Source organism: Microbispora sp. CA-102843, assembly GCF_050936215.1.
Classification (GTDB): Bacteria; Actinomycetota; Actinomycetes; order Streptosporangiales; family Streptosporangiaceae; genus Microbispora.
This window is the reverse complement of the sequence record NZ_JBNJNF010000001.1, coordinates 3906437-3924737: the sequence shown is the minus strand read 5'-3', so window position 1 is coordinate 3924737 and position 18301 is coordinate 3906437. Positions and strand designations below refer to the sequence as shown.

14 protein-coding genes are annotated in these 18301 nt (G+C 71.1%); 6 read left to right on the top strand and 8 right to left on the bottom strand.

Annotated features, from left to right (window positions below; all coding sequences use genetic code 11):
* Nucleotides 1–3 precede the first annotated feature (3 nt).
* Nucleotides 4–1311, bottom strand: a complete 1308-nt coding sequence (locus ACQEVJ_RS18240; protein ID WP_433102462.1) for an ABC transporter substrate-binding protein — start codon at nucleotides 1309–1311, stop codon at nucleotides 4–6.
* Nucleotides 1312–1376: 65 nt separating this feature from the next.
* On the bottom strand, nucleotides 1377–3371 hold the full coding sequence (locus tag ACQEVJ_RS18235) for a hypothetical protein (protein WP_433102460.1): 1995 nt from the start codon (nucleotides 3369–3371) through the stop codon (nucleotides 1377–1379).
* A 146-nt stretch (nucleotides 3372–3517) separates the two neighbouring features.
* Here ACQEVJ_RS18235 and ACQEVJ_RS18230 point away from each other — a divergent pair, with 146 nt between their 5' ends.
* Nucleotides 3518–5110, top strand: coding sequence for an FAD-dependent oxidoreductase (locus tag ACQEVJ_RS18230; RefSeq protein WP_433102458.1), 1593 nt, complete (start codon nucleotides 3518–3520; stop codon nucleotides 5108–5110).
* Nucleotides 5111–5340: 230 nt separating this feature from the next.
* Here the strand turns inward: ACQEVJ_RS18230 and ACQEVJ_RS18225 are convergent, their stop codons facing one another.
* Nucleotides 5341–7158: a CocE/NonD family hydrolase gene (locus tag ACQEVJ_RS18225; RefSeq protein WP_433102456.1), complete on the bottom strand. Its 1818-nt coding sequence runs from the start codon at nucleotides 7156–7158 to the stop codon at nucleotides 5341–5343.
* 129 nt (nucleotides 7159–7287) lie between these two features.
* Between ACQEVJ_RS18225 and ACQEVJ_RS18220 the strand changes: the two genes are divergently transcribed.
* Complete coding sequence (locus ACQEVJ_RS18220) at nucleotides 7288–7467, top strand: hypothetical protein (protein ID WP_433102454.1); 180 nt, start codon at nucleotides 7288–7290, stop codon at nucleotides 7465–7467.
* Nucleotides 7467–7979, top strand: coding sequence for a DUF4158 domain-containing protein (locus tag ACQEVJ_RS18215; protein WP_433112821.1), 513 nt, complete (start codon nucleotides 7467–7469; stop codon nucleotides 7977–7979). Before ACQEVJ_RS18220 ends, ACQEVJ_RS18215 begins: the two co-directional genes overlap by 1 nt.
* Before the next feature lie 72 nt (nucleotides 7980–8051).
* On the opposite strand, the gene ACQEVJ_RS18210 is transcribed toward ACQEVJ_RS18215, so the two are convergent.
* Nucleotides 8052–8447 (bottom strand): RidA family protein, encoded by a 396-nt coding sequence (locus tag ACQEVJ_RS18210; protein WP_433112818.1) that lies wholly within the window; start codon nucleotides 8445–8447, stop codon nucleotides 8052–8054.
* Nucleotides 8448–8582: 135 nt separating this feature from the next.
* Between ACQEVJ_RS18210 and ACQEVJ_RS18205 the strand changes: the two genes are divergently transcribed.
* Both ACQEVJ_RS18205 and ACQEVJ_RS18200 read left to right on the top strand, forming a co-directional pair.
* The gene (locus ACQEVJ_RS18205; RefSeq protein ID WP_433102452.1) at nucleotides 8583–9557 is read left to right on the top strand and encodes a helix-turn-helix transcriptional regulator; all 975 of its coding nucleotides are present in this window, start codon (nucleotides 8583–8585) and stop codon (nucleotides 9555–9557) included.
* A gap of 467 nt (nucleotides 9558–10024) precedes the next feature.
* On the top strand, nucleotides 10025–11902 hold the full coding sequence (locus tag ACQEVJ_RS18200; protein ID WP_433102450.1) for a propionyl-CoA synthetase: 1878 nt from the start codon (nucleotides 10025–10027) through the stop codon (nucleotides 11900–11902).
* A 7-nt stretch (nucleotides 11903–11909) separates the two neighbouring features.
* On the opposite strand, the gene ACQEVJ_RS18195 is transcribed toward ACQEVJ_RS18200, so the two are convergent.
* On the bottom strand, nucleotides 11910–13382 hold the full coding sequence (locus ACQEVJ_RS18195; RefSeq protein WP_433102448.1) for a helix-turn-helix domain-containing protein: 1473 nt from the start codon (nucleotides 13380–13382) through the stop codon (nucleotides 11910–11912).
* A 244-nt stretch (nucleotides 13383–13626) separates the two neighbouring features.
* Between ACQEVJ_RS18195 and aceA the strand changes: the two genes are divergently transcribed.
* On the top strand, nucleotides 13627–14919 hold the full coding sequence (aceA, locus tag ACQEVJ_RS18190) for an isocitrate lyase (protein WP_433102446.1): 1293 nt from the start codon (nucleotides 13627–13629) through the stop codon (nucleotides 14917–14919).
* Between the two features lie 111 nt (nucleotides 14920–15030).
* On the opposite strand, the gene ACQEVJ_RS18185 is transcribed toward aceA, so the two are convergent.
* The 3 genes from ACQEVJ_RS18185 to ACQEVJ_RS18175 form a co-directional block, all read right to left on the bottom strand.
* Nucleotides 15031–15834: an ABC transporter ATP-binding protein gene (locus tag ACQEVJ_RS18185; protein WP_433102444.1), complete on the bottom strand. Its 804-nt coding sequence runs from the start codon at nucleotides 15832–15834 to the stop codon at nucleotides 15031–15033.
* 45 nt (nucleotides 15835–15879) lie between these two features.
* The gene (locus ACQEVJ_RS18180; RefSeq protein WP_433102442.1) at nucleotides 15880–17544 is read right to left on the bottom strand and encodes a protein kinase domain-containing protein; all 1665 of its coding nucleotides are present in this window, start codon (nucleotides 17542–17544) and stop codon (nucleotides 15880–15882) included.
* 206 nt (nucleotides 17545–17750) lie between these two features.
* Nucleotides 17751–18299 (bottom strand): hypothetical protein, encoded by a 549-nt coding sequence (locus ACQEVJ_RS18175; RefSeq protein WP_433102440.1) that lies wholly within the window; start codon nucleotides 18297–18299, stop codon nucleotides 17751–17753.
* Between the last annotated feature and the right edge of the window lie 2 nt (nucleotides 18300–18301).

The following is an 18301-nucleotide window of genomic DNA, read 5'->3' as shown; positions in this document are numbered from 1 at the left end:
CGGCTACTGCGCCTGACCCGACTTCTGCGCCTTGTCCATCAGTGAGGCCAGATGCTCCGGCGTCTCCTTGCCCACGAGGAGCTGCTGCAGGCCCTTGGTGAGCGTGGTGGCGACCGCGGGCGGCATGCTGACGCGAAGCTGCGGCGCGAGCGACTCGTTGCCCTTGGCGAACTCGGCGAGCTGGGCGTTGCGTATCTGGCCGTCGCCGACCTCGCGGTGGGCGGGCAGGTTGAAGCTCGTCTCCGAGTACTTGGCCTGCTGCGGGGTGTCGGTGACCCAGCGGGCGAACTTCAGCGCCTCGTCCTTGTTCGGCGAGGTGCCGATCACCATCAGGGTGGTGACGCCGCCGGGCAGCTTCACCGGGTGGGTGCCCGCGGTGGGCGGCGGGAAGACCCCGTAGTTCGTGAAGCCCGGGTTCTGCTGGGCGAAGACGTTCACCGCCCACGAGCCGTCGAGCAGCATCGCTGCCTTTCCGGACACGAACATGCTCTCCGCGGCCGGCATGTCGAACGAGACGACGCCGTCGGCGAGGATGCCGGAGCCGCCGAGCCGCTTCAGCAGCTTGAGCACGCCGAGCCACTGCGGGCCGCTGTACGGCAGCTCGCCGCTGAACGACTTCTCCAGGTCCTCCTGGCCGATGAGGTTCCAGTAGTAGATCTGCGCCAGCGACCCGATCGCCCACGCGCCGAACCCCGAGGTGAACGGCACGATGCCGGCGTCCTTCAGCCGCGTGCCCGTGTCGAGCAGCTCGTCGAAGGTGCGCGGCGGCGCGGTGATCCCGGCTTTGGCGAACAGGTCCTTGTTGTAGAGGAACTGGATGTTGTTGACGTCCAGCGGCACGCCGTACGGGCCGGGCTGCACGCCCCACTCGTTGTCGGGGCCGAACGAGGCGTTGGTGAGGGCGGTGGGGTAGAAGCGGTCCTTCCAGCCGTCCCGGTTCATCTCGTCGGAGAGGTTGAGTATCGTGCCCTGCTTGGCGTAGGGCGCGAGCTTCTCACCCGGCTGGCTCCAGCCGATCATCACGTCGGGCAGCGTGCCCGCCTGTGTGGCGGCCTGGAACTTCTGCGCGTAGCTGCCGCCGTCGCTCATCACCACCTTGACCGCGACGCCGGTCTGCTTCTCGTACTCCTTCGCCCACTGCTCGAAGAGGTCCTTGCGGTCCGTGAAGTAGTGCCAGAACGTGATCTGCCGCTTGGCCTGGGCGCCCTGCGGCGCCTGCTCGATTCCGGTGCCACAGGAGGCCGCGCCGGCCAGGATCGGGATGAGGGCGGCGGACGCGACCAGGCGCCGCCAGCGGGGATGCGGTGACATGCCGAAGCTCCTTGGGGGGCGGAACGGATAGAGAAGGTGGGCGGACCGGCGGTGCCCCGGCCCGGTCAGAACCAGAGGGTGCCGTCGTAGTCGCGGGTGACGACCCGGGTGAGGTAGCCGCAGGCGTGCGCCAGGGAGTCGGCCTGGACGGGGCCCGCCTGGGCGACCCAGTAGTCGGCGAGGTCTGACCGGCCGGTGGCCGCCGCCGCCTGCGCCCACCAGCCCCAGTGCGGCGCCGCCGCGACCCCGGCCGGGCGGTTCGCCACCCCGCCGGTCTCGAAGTGCGCGAACATCCGGGCGTAGTGGGCGGCGTCGCCGGCTCCCCCGTAGATGGCCAGCGGGATGACGTTGGCCAGCGCGTGCGGGTACCAGCCGTCCAGGCCGCCGTGCCGCGCACCGGGGCTGACGTACCAGGCCAGGTAGTCGCCGGCCGGGTCGGCGATGGGGAACCGGTTGCGCAGCGCGTACATCACCCTGCGGGCATGGTGGAGGGCCAGCCTGGTCTCCGCCGCGTCGCCGGCCAGGCCGGCCAGCTTCGCGTAGGCCACCTCGCCCAGCCAGGTCTCGGCGTTGTCCATCGTGTACCTGATCCGGTAGCTGTCCTTGGCGATCGTGACGCCGTCGACGAGGAAGACCGAGTCGAGCGCGCCCCAGGCCCGGGCCACCCGGTCGGCGACCCGCCTGGCCGCCTTCTTCCGCTGTCCGTCGTTGCGGGCGAGCTCGGCCAGCTTCCAGTTGGCCAGGATGTACGTGGCGGCGTAGGAGTCGGCCGAGTCGTAGTCGCCGGCGGCCGTCCAGTCGGGGTAGGAGCCGGTGTACTTGTCGACGGTGCCGTCGGCGTTCATGTGCGCCGCGTACCAGTCGAGCCAGCGGCTCGCGGTGTCGCGGTACCGCCGCTCCCCGGTGACCTGGTAGGCGCGCAGCAGGCCGAGCGCCGCGTAGTTGGCGAAGTACGGCTCGATCCTGGCGGCGTTCCCGCCGACCGGAGCCACCGTGATCGCCCCGTCCGGATGGCTGCTCGCCACGATCTGGTCGGCGTACGCGCGGACCAGCGCGAGCGTCTCGGGGGGCAGCGGGCGGGCGGCCGACGACGGAGTCGTGGGCGGGGGCGCGGCGTAGGCGGACAGATCGTTCTCGGCGATCACGTCGTCCACGGCCAGCCGCAGCTCACCCGGCCCGGACGTGCGCGCGCCGACCGCGACCCGGGTCAGCGTCTCGCCAACCAAGTCGGGACTGATGCCGGCCACTGTGACCCGCGCCGACGTCCAGGCGTCCGGGGTCACCGGCAGGTCGGCGCTGTAGGTCCGGCCGGCGGCGGTGGTGACCCGCACCACGAGCGCGGCGGGCACGGCGGTGCCCGACACCCGTGCCCGGAACGCGATCGCACCGGCCTCGTCGATCCAGGCGGCGGGGCGCCCGCCGGCGACGGTGAACGCGGCGTCGGACCGTGCCGCGGTGAGCAGGAGCGCGCCGTCCTCGGCGGACGGGGCGGCGCCCGTGTCCGGCTCGGCGGTCCAGGCGCCGGCGCCGGACGCGAAGTCGTCGGTGAACACCCGCTCGGGCGCGCCCGGGGCTGATCCCGTACGGAACGACCAGGTGATCGGAGCCGACCCAGCGACCCGCACCTCGGAGGTGTAGGTGCGTCCGGGAGAGAGGCCGTGGGTCGGCACGATGGCCAGGGCGTGCTGCCCGGCCAGCGGGCGCACCATGACTCCTACCGGCTCGCGGGCACCCGGGGGCCGGGCGTTCACGCCGGATCCGGGCGCGGACGCGGGGGTCGGTGCGAGCCCTTCCGTGAGGGTCGCCGTCGCGGTCGAGGGATCGACGGAGGAAGGCAAGTAGGCGATCAGCACGCGGCCAGCGGGTACGCCGGTCGCGCCGTCGGCGGGGGCGGTGCGGACGCCCTCCGGCGGCGCGGCGACCTGAGCGGTGGCCGGTGCGGTCGGAGCTGGTACGCGGTGAGTGGCGATCGGGACGGAAGCCGCCGCGGGTACGGCCGGTAGGACGGCGGTGAACGCGACCGCGGCGGTGAGGCCGGCCAGGGCGGAGGGGAGCGCCATGACATCTCCTCAAGATGGGGAACGCTTGGAAGCTATATCCAGAAATCCTCTATCGGCAAGACCTGTCGCAAATAGTGGCTGCTAGAGGGTGGAAGTGATTTCCAGCAGGGTTGACCGAGATCCGGGCGCGGGTTAGCGTCGGCGGCGTGACAGCAACCGAAGCGGTGGACGTCCTCGTCGCCGGGGGCGGCACGGGCGGCGTCGCCGCCGCGCTGGCCGCGGCCCGGCTCGGGGCTCGCGTGACGCTGACGGAACCGACCAAGTGGCTCGGTGGGCAGCTCACCTCCCAGGCCGTGCCGCCGGACGAGCACATCTCCATCGAGACCGCCGGCTGCACCGCCGCCTACCGCGCGTTCCGCGACGGGGTGCGGGAGTACTACCGGCAACGGTTCCCGCTGTCCGACGGCGCTCGCGCCGCGCGCCACCTCAACCCCGGCGGGGGCTGGGTCAGTCCGGTGTGCCACGAGCCGCGCGTCGCCGTCGCCGTGCTCGACGCGATGCTCGCACCGTACCGTGCGGCCGGCCTGCTGACCGTGCACGCCGAGCACGAGCCCGTCGCCGCCGACGTGGACGGCGACACGGTCCGCGCGGTCCGTTTCCGCTCCCGCGCGGACGGTTCGGAGAGGATCGTCGAGGCGGCCTACGTCCTCGACGCGACCGAGACCGGCGACCTGCTGCCGCTGACCGGTACGGAGTACGTCACGGGATTCGAGTCGGCGGCGGAGACCGGCGAGCCGGACGCCCCCGCCGACGCCCAGCCGCTGAACATGCAGGCGATCACCTGGTGCATGGCTGTCGAGCACCGGCCGGGCGAGGACCACACGATCGACCGGCCGGCCGGGTACGACTTCTGGCGCGCGTACCGGCATCCGGCGTGGGCCGGCCGGCCGCTCCTGAGCTGGTACGGTCCCGGAGAGCGGCCGGCCGGATACCGGATGGACCCCGATCCCGACGACGATCCGCAGGCGGCCTACATCGACCACCGGCGCATCCCGCCCCGCCCCGATCTGTGGACGTACCGGCGGGTGGTGGCCCGGCGCACCTTCCGGCCGGGGACCTGCGACAACGACGTCACTATCCTGAACTGGCCGATGAACGACTACCCGGTCGGCCCCGTGTTCGAGGTGCCGGCCGAGGACGCGGAACGGCACCTCGCGGGCGCTCGCGACCTCACGCTCAGCCTGCTGTACTGGCTGCAGACCGAGGCCGGATACCCCGGGCTGCGCCCGCGGGGCGACGTCACCGGCACACCGGACGGCCTGGCGATGGCGCCCTACATCCGCGAGTCACGCCGCATCCGCGCCGTCACCACCGTCGTCGCCCACGACGTGCTCGTCTCGCTGCGAGGCGACCACGGCGCCCGGGGCTTCCCGGACTCCGTCGGCATCGGGCACTACTACTGGATGGACCTGCACCCCTCCACGGGCGGCGACGGCGGGCTCGGCGGCGTGCCCCATCCGTTCGAGATCCCGCTCGGCACGCTGCTGCCAGTGCGGATGCGCAACCTGCTGCCCGCAGCGAAGAACATCGGCACCACCCACCTGACGAACGGCTGTTACCGGGTCCATCCCGTCGAGTGGGCCGTCGGCGAGGCCGCGGGCACCCTCGCCGCGCACTGCCTGGACGCCGGGCTCACGCCGCATGGGGTACGCGACGACCCGTCCCGCCTCGAGGACTTCCAGCAGCTGCTCTCGAAGCTGGGAGTGCCCATCCGATGGCCCGGGCGGACGGCCGGATAACGGCGAACCGCGACGCCGAGTAGCGCAGCTTCGCCACCGCCTGAGCAGGTTGTTGCCGCAGATCCCGGCGCGCCAGCGCCTGTGTTTGCTGAGCCGCTGCTCTCGCTCGAACGGCGCTGGTAACGCGGCCGAGGAGATCTGGGAGCTGCTGCACGAGTGTCCTGCCGAGATGGCAGGGGGCCGCCCCGACTGACGACGCCAGTCGGGGCGCGCCTCATGTCAGGTCCGGGTCAGCCCTGCCCCTGCGGGACGTTCAGCGGGAAGCTGCCGGGGGCCGTGTCGGTCCACGATGAGGTGTACGACCGGAGGTAGCTGGCGAGGAACGGCGAGACGTCGCCCTGCGCCGGGGTGTCGAACCGGACGTTGGCGAGCTCCAACGAGAGCGAGGCCGAGCTGACCGTGATCGTCTGGTTCGACGGGGTGTCCGACCACGACCGGGTCGTGTTCGTGCCGATGCCGACGACGAGCTGGTGGCCCTTCGCCAGGGTCCACTCCGTCGACTTGAGGTCGAACTCGACCGTGCCGGTCCTGACGAGCGACATCTGCTCGTCGAACATCACGGCCGTCCCGTCGGGGGCCACGTCCCACATCCGGACTAGGACGTTGCCCTCGCCCTGCGCGGTGAAGGACACGCGCGGCGTGCCGGCGACCCGGACATCGCTGTTCACCGGCTTGGACCACGAGTAGAAGCCCTTGCCGTCGTCGGTCGTGCGCGGCTTCGGGCCGTAACCCTGGTCCTGCGGTCCCGTGGGCAGGTCAGGTGCGTGCTCCATGTCCCACACGCCGGCATCGTCGGCCGTCTGGGGCGCGGCGGTCCGCGCGCGGCCGTTGTCGACGTAGCTGCCGGGCTGGAGGCGGACCGTCGTCTCACGCTTCGTCACCGGCCACGAGTCCTGGGCGCGCCACACGCCGTCGCTGCCCTCGACGAGGAAGTTCGGATCCGCAACGGACGGGTTGATGCCCTTAAGGTGCAGGTCGTAGAAGCGCATGACCTCGTCGAACCAGCCGGCCCGGCCCATGAGGAGCCTGCCCTGGCTGTTGGTCTCGTTGCCGCGGACGTGCTCCCACTGCCCGAGCCAGCCTCGCGTCGGGCCGGCGTGGTTCGTCAGGTACCGCTGGATGTCCTCGGGCTTGGTGTTGTTCTCGATGAAGCCCTGCGTGACGAAGAGCGGCACCTGCGATCCCTTCGCCATCGCGGCGAGATCACGGGCCTTCCAGTAGCCGGAGGTGCGGTCCGGGTCCTGGGTGTCCTTGAGGTTGTTCGCGAGGCACTCCCGGTGGGTCTTCTCGTAGTCGGCGTTCTGCTTGTAGTGGTCCGAGTCGTCCTTCATCCCGGGCAGGCTCGCGATGCCGTTGTAGGCCTGCGGGGTGCCGAGGTAGTTCGGGCGCCGGACACCGTTGCTGAAGAGGTAGTTGTACATGTCCCACAGCGGCTCCGAGGCGACGACGGCAGCGAGCCCGGGGCGGCCCTGGTTCGCGCCGACGAGGCCGGTCACCGCGTCGTACGACTTGCCGTACATCCCGACCTTGCCGGTCGACCACGGCTGGCTCGCCGCCCAGTCGACCGCGGCCTGGATGTCGGCCTGCTCGCCGGGGCCGACCCAGTCGAGGCAGCCGGTCGAGCCGCCGAAGCCGCGCAGGTCGACCATGACGACGGTGTACCCGCGCGCCATGAGGTCGGCGCCCTCGATGAGGTCGTTGAAGCGCTCGGACGGGCCGGTACCCGTGAAGCCGTCGTTGCCGGTCTGCCCGATGTGGCCGAAGTACGGGCCGACGGACAGGATGACCGGCGTCTTCGCATCCGGGGGCAGGTGGGCGGGTCTCAGGACGTCGGCGTGCAGCTCGACATCGCTGCCGTCCGAGGACGGGAAGTAGTGCTCGGTCCACAGCGCTCCGGCGGGGACCCGCACGTTCTCCTCGTGGGAGACGGCGTGACCCGGCGACGGGATCGTGGCGGCCTGTGCCGGGGTGGACATGGCAAGGGGTGCCAGGCCACTGCACAGGAGCACCGCCGAGGCGAGCACGGGGACAGTACGTTTGTGACGCACGCGAGTTCCTATCGTGGGGGCATCGACATCGGCTCTGACGTCACGTCGACGCTATGGGTGGACCCGCGGGCTCGCATCCTGCAGATGTCGGAAATTTGGCTCTTCGCACTTCGATGGATGCCGTATCCGATGACCACCCAGTGCCTACGAGTTGATGTCGTCCTGCTCGCCGAGCAAGACGACGACGGGGTGCTCACCGTGTACGTGGGCACGGACGATGAGGTGCTGGCAGAGGCGTTCACGCCCACCTCGGACGAGGCCGAGTGGGCTCGTCCGAGGACCACGACGAGCAGCACTTCTTGGCGCTGATGGTGCTGCTGAAGTGCTACCAGCGTTTGGGGTACTTCCCGAAGCCGGCCGAGGTGCCGGCGGTGGTGGTCAGGCACGTGCGCGGCAGGTTGGAGCCGGCCGAAGCCGTGGAGGCGGTGCACGAGTCGAACCGGACGCTGTGGCGGCACCGGGACTTCGTACGCACGCGGCTGGGCGTGAAGTACGCGCCGGCCAAGGTTCGAGGGGTGGCCGAGGCGGCGATCCGCGAGGCGGTGCAGTCCAAGGACAACCCGGCGGACCTGATCAACGTGGCGTTGGACGACCTGGTGCGGCGGAGCCGCGGGTTACCCGGCTACACCACGCTGGACGCGATGACCGCCTCCATCCGCACCGAGGCCAACGGCGGCATGTCGTCTGCGGTGGCGGCCCGGCCAGACCGGATGCAGCGGGCACGGCTGGAGCGGCTGCTGCGGGTTGACCCGGCGACGCTGTCGAGGATCTCGGTAAGGACTCGCCGCCGAAGCCATGGACGCTCATTATCGCCATCCTGAGCACCGGAAATCACCCACCTGCCTACTACTTGTGCCGCCTCCGGCAGCCCTGCCGGAGGCGGCGAGGTCGCATCACGCGACGGCGGTCCCCTCAAGCTCGACCATCAGGTCGGGGATCGCCAGCCGTGTCACCCCGAGCATGGTGGTGGACGGTGCAACCCCGGCGGCGCCCAACCGCGACGCCAGCACGCCGTAGTGCTCGAAGAGCCGATCGACGTCGGTGGTGTAGACGTTGAGCCGGACGAGGTTCGCGAGGGACATGCCGGCCTCGCCGAGCACGGCCTCCACGTTGTCGAGGCTCAGCGCCAACTGCGCCGCCATGTCACCGGCATGCCGGGGCTTGCCGTCGCCGCCCATCGCGGTCTGCCCGGCGCAGTACAGGGTGCGGGTGTTTCCGGAGACGACCTCACCCTGGCTGTACCCCAGCTCCACCGACCACGCCCACGGGTTGACCGCCGTTCGCTCCATTGCCACATCAGCTCCATTCGATTCGTCGACGTCACGTACGTCGATCGGCTCGGTAGCCGTCTCTTTTCGGTCGCGTTGATGAGCCTCCCAACAAATCACGACATCCTGTGTCGTATATTTCGTTAAAGTTCTCGCATGCGCGCCGACCGGTTGGTCTCGCTGGTGCTGCTGCTGCGGCAGCACGGTCGGCTGTCCGCGGCCGCGTTAGCCCGTGAGTTGGAGGTATCCACCCGCACCGTGCTGCGCGACATCGAGGCGCTGTCCGCAGCCGGCGTCCCGGTCTACGCCGAACGGGGGCGGCACGGGGGTTTCGCGTTGTTGCCCGGTTTCCGGAGCGAGCTCACCGGACTGAACCACGACGAGGCCCTTGCCCTGCTGGTCGCCGGATCGCGGCGCGGCGCGCAGGCATTCGGCCTCGGCTCGGCGCTCGCTTCGGCGATGCTCAAGGTGGTTGACGCGCTACCCGATAGCTATCGGGACACCGCGGCCGGCGCGGCCGAGCGATTGCTCGTCGACCCGGAGACCGACCTCCTCTCGCGTCGGCTGGTCGCTGAGGAGGTGCCTGACGCCATAGTGGCCGAGGTCCTGCGCGCGGTGTTCGCTGGACACAAGCTGCAGATCCGCTACGCGGCTGTGGACCAGACCCCGAAGTGGCGCACGGTGGACCCGATCGGCCTGGTCACCGTACGCGACCGGGGCTACTTGTTGGCCACGAGGTCTGGCGCGGACCGCACCTACCGGCTGTCCCGGATCTTGGCCGCCAAGGAACTCGCCGAACCCGCACAGCGACCAGACCGGGTGGATCTGGACCGGGCCTGGCAAGAACGCAGCAAGCGGTTTCGGACCGGCGGCGACCAAGTCACCGTGCTGGTACGGGTGGACCCGGCGCGGCGGGAGGACCTGGTGAGCACCGCGCTGGCCGTCCGCGCCGAGGAATCCGACTCAGACGGCTGGCTGCGGCTGGAGGTGACCTTCCAAGATCCGAGACACGCCGAATGGGCGCTGTGGCAGCTCACCACGAACGCGGAAGCCCTGGCCCCACAGTGGTTGCGCAACTCCCTGCGCAACCGCGCCGCCGCGATCGCCACCCGCTACGGAGCGTCATCCTGAGATCGTCGCCTTCTGCGGGCCGCCGCGCGTGCTGGAGAAGGCCGCCGGCCCATCCACATCCTGATCAACAACGCAGGCGTGATGACCCCGCCGAGCCAGCAGACCACCACATGGTCTTGCTGCAGCAGCATGCCTTGCCGTTCCTTTGACCGACAAGGGCGGCAAATCCCCCGCCCGTCCCTGTGCAACGCCGCTGCAACGTCTGGATTCCTACCGTGTGCTGCGTCTCGTCGGCCCAGGGGCAGGAGTGCAAACACATGGCGACATATGCGGCGCCAGGCGAACCGGGCAGCGTCGTTCCTTTTCGCCCACGTTACGACCACTTCATCGGCGGGGAGGACATCCCGTCGAGGGATGGTGCACATTTTGCGAAGGCGCACGGGTGACGGGCGCGAGCTTTACCGAGGGCTACGCCGGCGCCCCCTGCCATGCCGTCCGGCTCCGGCGAACGACTGACGGGATCGATGATGGGTGACTACCGGGACGCCTACTCGGCGAGCCTGAAAGATCCGGACGCCTTCTGGCTCGCCGCGGCCGACGCCGTGACCTGGTCGCGCCGCCCCCGGCGCGGGCTGGACGCCGACCGCGCGCCGTTCTACCGCTGGTTCCCCGACGGGGAGCTGAACACCTGCTACAACGCACTCGACCGGCACGTGGACGCGGGGCACGGCGACCGTCCCGCCCTGCTCTACGACTCGCCGGTGACCGGCTCGACCGCGCGGTACACCTACGCCGAGCTGCGCGACCAGGTGGCGCGGTTCGCCGGGGCGCTGCGCGGGCTCGGCGTCGGCCGCGGCGACCGCGTGGTGATCTACATGCCGATGGTGCCGCAGGCGGTGATCGCGATGCTCGCCTGCGCGCGGCTGGGCGCGGTGCACTCGGTCGTGTTCGGCGGGTTCGCCCCGAAGGAACTGGCCGCCAGGATCGACGACGCCGCGCCGAAGGTGCTGGTGTGCGCCTCCTGCGGGATCGAGCCGAGCCGGGTCGTCGAGTACAAGCCGATCGTGGACGAGGCGATCGCGACCACGCCGAACGCTCCGGAGAAGGTGGTCGTGCTCCAGCGCGACGCCGCGCGGGCACAGATGGGCGAGCGGGACGTCGACTGGGACGAGCTGATGGCGGCCGCCGAGCCGGTCGGCTGCGTCGACGTGGCGGCGACCGACCCGCTGTACATCCTGTACACCTCCGGCACCACGGGCAGGCCGAAGGGCGTGGTGCGCGACAACGGCGGTCACGCGGTCGCGCTGGCGTGGTCGATGGCCAACGTGTACGACGTCGGGCCGGGCGACGTGTGGTGGACCGCCTCGGACGTCGGCTGGGTCGTCGGCCACTCCTACATCGTGTACGGGCCGCTGCTGGCCGGCGCGACCACGGTGCTCTACGAGGGCAAGCCGGTGGGCACGCCGGACGCCGGCGCGTTCTGGCGGGTGATCTCCCAGTACGGCGTCAAGGCGCTGTTCACCGCCCCGACCGCGGTGCGGGCGATCAAGAGGGTCGACCCGGAGGGCGCGGAGACGGCGAAGTACGACCTGTCGGCGTTCCGCACGCTCTTCCTGGCCGGTGAGCGGCTCGACCCGGAGACCTACCGGTGGGCTTCGGCGAAGCTGGGCGTGCCGGTCGTGGACCACTGGTGGCAGACCGAGACGGGATGGGCCATCGCCGCGAACCTCCGCGGGCTGGAGCCGATGCCGATCAAGCCCGGCTCGCCGACCGTGCCGGTGCCCGGATACGACGTGCGGATCCTCGACCCGTCGGGGCAGGAGGTGCCGCCGGGCGGCGAGGGCGCGATCTGCGTCAGGCTGCCCCTGCCGCCCGGCACCCTGCCGACGCTGTGGGGCGACGACGAACGGTACGTCGCGTCGTACCTGTCCGCCTACCCCGGCCACTACCTGACCGGCGACGGCGGCTACGTCGACTTCGACGGCTACCTGTTCGTCATGGGCCGCACCGACGACGTGATCAACGTGGCCGGGCACCGTCTGTCCACCGGTTCCATGGAGGCCGTGCTGGCCGCGCATCCGGCGGTGGCCGAGTGCGCGGTGATCGGTGTGCGCGACTCGGTGAAGGGGCAGGTGCCGCGCGGCTTCGTGGTGCTGAAGGCCGGCGTGGACATCGCGCCGGAGACCCTCCAGGCGGAGCTCGTGGCGGCGGTGCGCCGCGACATCGGCCCGGTCGCCGCGTTCAAGGAGGTGACGATCGTGGACGGCCTGCCGAAGACCCGGTCGGGGAAGATCCTGCGCAAGTCGATGCGCGCGATCGCCGACGGCCGCGACGAGCCGGTGCCCTCGACGATCGAGGACCCGGGAGTGCTGGCCTCGCTACGCCCGCACCTGCGCCGGGAGTGACACGGCTTCAGCCGTGGGCGGCGTGGCGCTCCAGGAACGCGTACACGTCGGCCTCGTCGACACCGGGGAACGACCCGGGCGGCAGCGCGGCGAGCACGTGGGAGTTGGCGCGCGCCGACGGCCAGGCGTAGCCCTCCCAGCGCTGCGCGAGCTCGGTCGGCGGGCGGCGGCAGCACTCGCCGTTCGGGCAGTTCGACTTGGTGCGGTGGGTGGTCTCCCGCCCGCGGAACCACCGCGACTCCCGGTAGGGCACGCCCAGCGTGATCGCGAAGTCCTTCTCCTGTGACGGGTCCACGTGGGCGACGCAGAAGTACGTGCCGGTGGGCGAGTCGGAGTACTGGTAGAACAGCGAGAACCGGTCGGGCGAGTGGAACACCTGGCGGCCCGACCACTGCTGGCACAGCCGCTGCCCCTCGATCGCCCCCTGCTCGTCGGCGGGGAAGACGATCCCGTCGTTCTCGTACGCCTTGTAGATGATCCCTCCGGCGTCGTTGCGCACGAAGTGGCAGACGAGGTCGAGGTGGCGCGTGGCGAGGTTGGTGAACCGGTGCGCCGCCATCTCGTAGGACACCGCGAACACGTCGCGCAGGTCCTCCACCGACAGCGCCTTGTCCTGCTTGGCCTCCCGGAGGTACGGCACGGCCGCCGCCTCGGGCACGAGGACGGCCGCGGCGAAGTAGTTGGCCTCCACCCGCTGGCGCAGGAAGTCGGCGAAGTCGCGCGGCTTGTGGTGCTGGAGCGCGATGTGCCCGAGCGTCTGCAGCAGCACGGTACGCGGCGTGTGCATGCCCAGTTGCTGGCGTTTGACGTAGATGCGCCGGTTGCGCAGGTCGGTCACCGACCGCGCCGACCGCGGCAGGTCGGGCGCGGTGTGCACGGTGAACCCGAAGTGCGACACCAGCGCCTGGACGGTGCTCTCCGACAGCGCGCCGGTCCGGTAGCCGACGACGGTCAGGGCCTCGGCGGCGGCCTTCTCGATCTCCTCGAAGTAGTTGCCCAGCTCGCGCTGCTTGCGCCGCAGCTCGGCGTTGGCCGCCCGCGCCTCCTCCGGCGTGGCCGTGCCCTTCGCCTCCCTGGCCTTGAGCTCCTCGAACAGGCCGAGGATGTGTTCGAGCACGTCGTTGGGCACCCGTGAGGAGACCTTCAGCCGGCTCAGTCCAAGCCCCGCGTAGAGAGGGTCGCGCTGGGCCTCCTCCAGGGCGATCTCGAGCTGGGCCCGCCGGTTCGGCGCCTGCCTGCGCAGCAGCTCCTCCACCGGCACGTTCAGCGCGGCGGCCAGCGACTTCAGCAGCGAGAGCTTGGGCTCGCGCTTGCCGTTCTCCAGGAGCGACAGCTGGCTGGGCGCGCGCCCGACCCGATCGCCGAGCTCGGAGAGCGTGAGACCGCGCTGCTTGCGCAGGTGCTTGAGCCGCTGGCCGAAGGCCAGGAGATCGAGCTCGTGCGTCAAAGACAGCGGTTCTTCGCCCAGGACGGAGGTCATAACCCGATCTTATGCGGAAAATCGGCGTTTCTTCCAACAGTGCGCGGCCCACCTCACGCGGATTGGTCTAGTCCATAGCGAAAACTCTGCGTTTCTTCACCGTCAAATACCCGTCAGTCTTGCTTGAGACGGAAATTTTGACGTTCTTTCGGCTGACTCCTCCTTGTGAGTGTCTTGATATCGACACAAACTCGGAAGCAAGCCCCAGGTGACGACAACGCACGCAACAAGGGAGTGACCGGAGATGTCGGATCGCCTCACCGCAGCCGCCCAGCGGCTGCAGCAGGACTGGGAAACCAATCCGCGGTGGACGAATGTCGAGCGGACCTACACGGCCGAGGACGTGATCCGCCTGCGCGGCTCTGTGCAGGAGGAGCACACGCTGGCCCGGCTCGGCGCGGAGCGCCTGTGGGGCCTGCTGCACCACGAGGACTACGTCCACGCCCTGGGCGCGCTGACCGGCAACCAGGCGGTCCAGCAGGTGAAGGCGGGCCTCAAGGCCATCTACCTGTCCGGCTGGCAGGTGGCCGCCGACGCCAACCTCAGCGGTCACACCTACCCCGACCAGAGCCTCTACCCGGCCAACTCGGTCCCCGCCGTGGTCCGCCGGATCAACAACGCGCTGCTACGGGCCGACCAGATCAGCTGGGCGGAGGGAGACGAGGACGCCCCGCACTGGCTGGCGCCCATCGTGGCCGACGCCGAGGCCGGCTTCGGCGGCGTGCTCAACGCGTTCGAGCTGATGAAGGCCATGATCGCGGCCGGTGCCGCGGGCGTGCACTGGGAGGACCAGCTCGCCTCGGAGAAGAAGTGCGGCCACCTCGGCGGCAAGGTGCTGATCCCCACCGGCCAGCACATCAAGACCCTCAACGCGGCCCGCCTGGCGGCCGACGTGGCGGGCGTCCCCTCCCTGGTCATCGCGCGGACCGACGCCCAGGCCGCGACGCTGCTGACCAGCGACGTGGACCCCCACGACCGTCCGTTCTGCACCGGCGACCGCACCGCCGAGGGCTTCTACCGAGTCCGCAACGGCGTCGACGCCTGTGTCGCCAGGGGCCTCGCCTACGCGCCGTACGCCGACCTGCTGTGGATGGAGACCTCCACGCCCGACCTCGACGTGGCCCGCGAGTTCGCGGAGGCGATCAAGCGGGAGTACCCCGACCAGATGCTGGCCTACAACTGCTCGCCGTCGTTCAACTGGAAGAAGCACCTGGACGACGCGACGATCGCCAAGTTCCAGCGCGAGCTGGGCCACATGGGATACAAGTTCCAGTTCATCACCCTGGCCGGCTTCCACTCGCTGAACTACTCGATGTTCGACCTGGCCCGCGGCTACGCCGAGGAGGGCATGACGGCGTACGTCGGGCTCCAGGAGGCCGAGTTCGCCGCCGAGCAGCGCGGCTACACCGCCACCCGCCACCAGCGGGAGGTCGGCACCGGATACTTCGACCTGGTCAGCACGGCCGTCGCGCCGGACTCCTCCACGACGGCCCTGAAGGGCTCGACGGAGGAGGCGCAGTTCGCCGGGGCTCACTAACCACAGCGGACATATCGGACACAGGTCGGTGGCGGGCCCCGCCGTCCGTCCGCAGGTCACCCTCGGGGATCTGACGGATCGGCGGCGGGGCCTCGCCGTATGCCGCGGCGGTCAGACGCGCAGCGCGCGGGCGTACCAGCGGCCGTCCAGCGAGTCGATGCGCAGCCGCCGGCCGAAGCAGCCGGACAGGTTCGACCCGGTGAGCACCTCCCCCACGGGACCGGCGGTCACGATGCGGGTGTCCCGCATCAGCAGGGCGTGCGTGGTGGTGGCCGGCACCTCCTCCAGGTGGTGCGTGACCATCACGGTCGTGAGCCCCTGCCGGGTGCGGGCCAGGTCCTCCAGCGCCTCGATCAGGTCCTCGCGCGCCGGCAGGTCGAGGCCCGCGAACGGCTCGTCGAGCAGCAGGATCGCCGGGTCGGCCATCAGCGCCCTGGCCACCCGGATCCGGGCCCGCTCCCCCTGCGAGCACACCTGGAACCTGCGGTCGGCCAGGTCCTTGCAGCCGAGGTCGGCCAGCAGCCGGTGCGCCCGCTCCCGCTCCTCGTCGCCGTACCGGTCCCACAACGGCACGCTCGTCCCGGTGTGCCCGGTGAGCACGACGGTCAGCGCGGTCGCGCCCTCCTCCTCCAGCAGCGACTCGTCCACGAGTCGCTGGCTGGCCGCGACCAGGCCGATGCTCCGGCGCAGTTCCCGCAGGTCGACCGTGCCGAGCCGCCGCCCGAGCACCGTGGCCGTCCCCGAACTCGGGTGGCGTACGGCCGCGGCGACCGAGAGCATCGTCGTCTTCCCCGCGCCGTTGGGGCCGAGGATCACCCAGTGCTGGCCGTGCTCCACCCGCCAGTCGGCCCCGGTCACCAGGGTCCGGCCGACCACGCGGACGGTCACGTCGTCGAGTTCGAGAGCTGCGTCCATGAACACACAGCATGCTGCATGGAGGCACCCGATCGGGACGGCGTTTCAAGGTATGGACGGCGCGGGGGTGGCCACCACGCTGGGCGGCTGGCTCTCCGGCGGCGGGCTCGGGCTCGGCGGGGGCGACTCCCCGTCGCCCCACTGCGGCTCCTGACCGACCCCGGAGGGCGGGATCGGGGAGCGGGTCTGCCCGGACTGTCCGGGCTGCCCTGAATGTCCGGGCTGTCCCGGCTGTCCCGGTGAAGAGGGCCGGGTGGAATGGCAGTCCCTCGTCCGCCCGGTGACGCAGCGCCCGTCCGAAGGACGCAGGGTCACCCCGGCCGGCGGCGGCGAGGGTATCGAGGTGGTGGTCCACGTGCCGTCCGCGGTCGCCGGCCCGGGCACCGACCCGGGCGGCGGCATGGTCCGCGTGGCCGTCACCGTCACCTTGGGCCGGGCACCGTCCGCGATGGGCACCACCGGCGGCCGGGCGGTGCCGAGCACGTCCTCCGGCGGCAGGGCGCTGTCCTCGCCGGGGATGACCACGGGCAGCGCGGGCGGCGGGTCCGCCGTGCTCTCCATGTGGGCCGACCCGGTGCCCGCCGCGACCACGGTCATCGCGGCGATCGTCACGGTGGCGAGCGCCGCGAAGCCCGCGTGGGACACCTGCGCCCGCGAGCGCGCCGCCCGGCGCCGCGCCGCCCTGCCCTGTGTCGCCCCCTGTGCCGCTCCCTGTCCCGATTCCTGGGGGGCCCTGCCCCGTGTGCGCTGACCGCGTGTGGCCCGGCCGGGGACGGTCCCCGCCGGGTAGGGCACGGGCTGCCAGATCTCGTCGAGCACGGCGGCCACCGCCCGCCGGGGGTCGGCGGACGCGTGGACCCCGCCCGCAGCGAGCAGGAAGGCCAGCAGCCGGGCCGCGTCCGGACGGTCGGCCGGCTCGCGCCGCAGCGCCGCCGCCACGCCGTCCCACAGCAGCCTCGGCACGGCGTCGATCCGTGGCTCCTCGACCAGGATGCGCCGGGTGAGCACGTCGAGGTCGCCGGCGCCGAACGGATGCAGCCCGGTCGCCGCGAACGCGACCAGGCAGCCCCAGGAGAAGACGTCCGAGGCGGGGATGGCGTGGTGGCCCCGAAGCCGCTCGGGCGCGACCCAGCCCGGGCTGCCCATGATCTGCCCCGCCTGCGTGTGCGCCATCGCGACGTCGAGGTCGCGGGCGATCCCGAAGTCGATGACGAACGGCCCGCGCGGCGACAGCAGCACGTTGCCGGGCTTGAGGTCCCGGTGGACCAGCCCGGCCTCGTGCGTGGCCACGAGCGCGGCGGCCGTGCCGAGGGCCACGCCGTACGCGAGGTCGGGGGTGAGCGGGCCCCTGGCGGTGACGACCTGGGAGAGCGCGGGGCCGGGGACGTACTCGGTGACGAGGTAGGGCCGCCCGCCGTCGAGACCGTCCTCGATGACGGCGGCCGTGCAGAACGGCACCACGCGCCGGGAGAGCGCGACCTCCTCGGCGAAGCGGGCCCGCAGCGTGGGATCCCCCAGGTGCACCGGATGCGGCGTCTTCAGCGCGACGTACCCTCCGCCGGGGTGCTCGGCCAGGTAGACGACGCCCATTCCGCCGCTGCCCAGCCGGCCGAGCAGCAGATGGCGCCCGATGACGACCGGGTCGCCCACGGTCAGCGGGCGCACACCGGGAGGCATGCCGTTCTGGGGAGCCGTTCCGCCACGTGCCATACGGAAGCTACCTCTCTCGAAGTGCCGCACAGCCACTGTGGCCGTTTGGAACGCGCCACGCGCTCAAGTAGCGGCAAGCGGCATGAGAGGTAAGCCCAATGGCACCATTCGGTTAGGTCCAACGGTGAAACCGCAGGTCACATAGGTCCCATAAGACACAAAAGGCGCCAACAGGAGGAGGCCGAACATCACCCGGCGAAGCACTCCTAGTGCCCCAAGGCCACCTTCAGGAAGGTGATCACCGCGGCCGTCGAGGCGAGCACCAGCCCGGCGAGCAGCGCGCGCATCGAGGAACGGCGGGAGCGCAGCCGCTCCATGACGAGCCCGATGATGGCGATGCGCGCCAACAGGTAGATCTCGGAAGCGATGAGGGCCGTCGTACCGGGCAGCCAGCCGGCCGAGGCCACGGCCATCAGAAGGGACGGGACGAGGGCCGTCGTCGCGATCGGCCGCGAGTCGCGCAGCTCGTTCCATATCTCGGCGCGGGTCAGCCGCTCGTCGGCGCGAGAGGAGTGGCCGACGAGCTCGGCGAACACGTGCGCCAGGAACGTCGACACCGCCACACCGAGCACCACCTGCAGGGCGTGCCAGCGCGTCGCGTCCTCCTCCGTCAGCGGCACCATCGCGGCGAAGACGATGACGTTGCCGTAGACGAAAGCGGAAATCCTGGCCGCGGCCCGCTCACCCGTCAGCGTCCGGTTGGCGCGGAAGTGGACGATCCGATCGCGAAGACTGCGGGTGTCGGGGCTGGTCATCG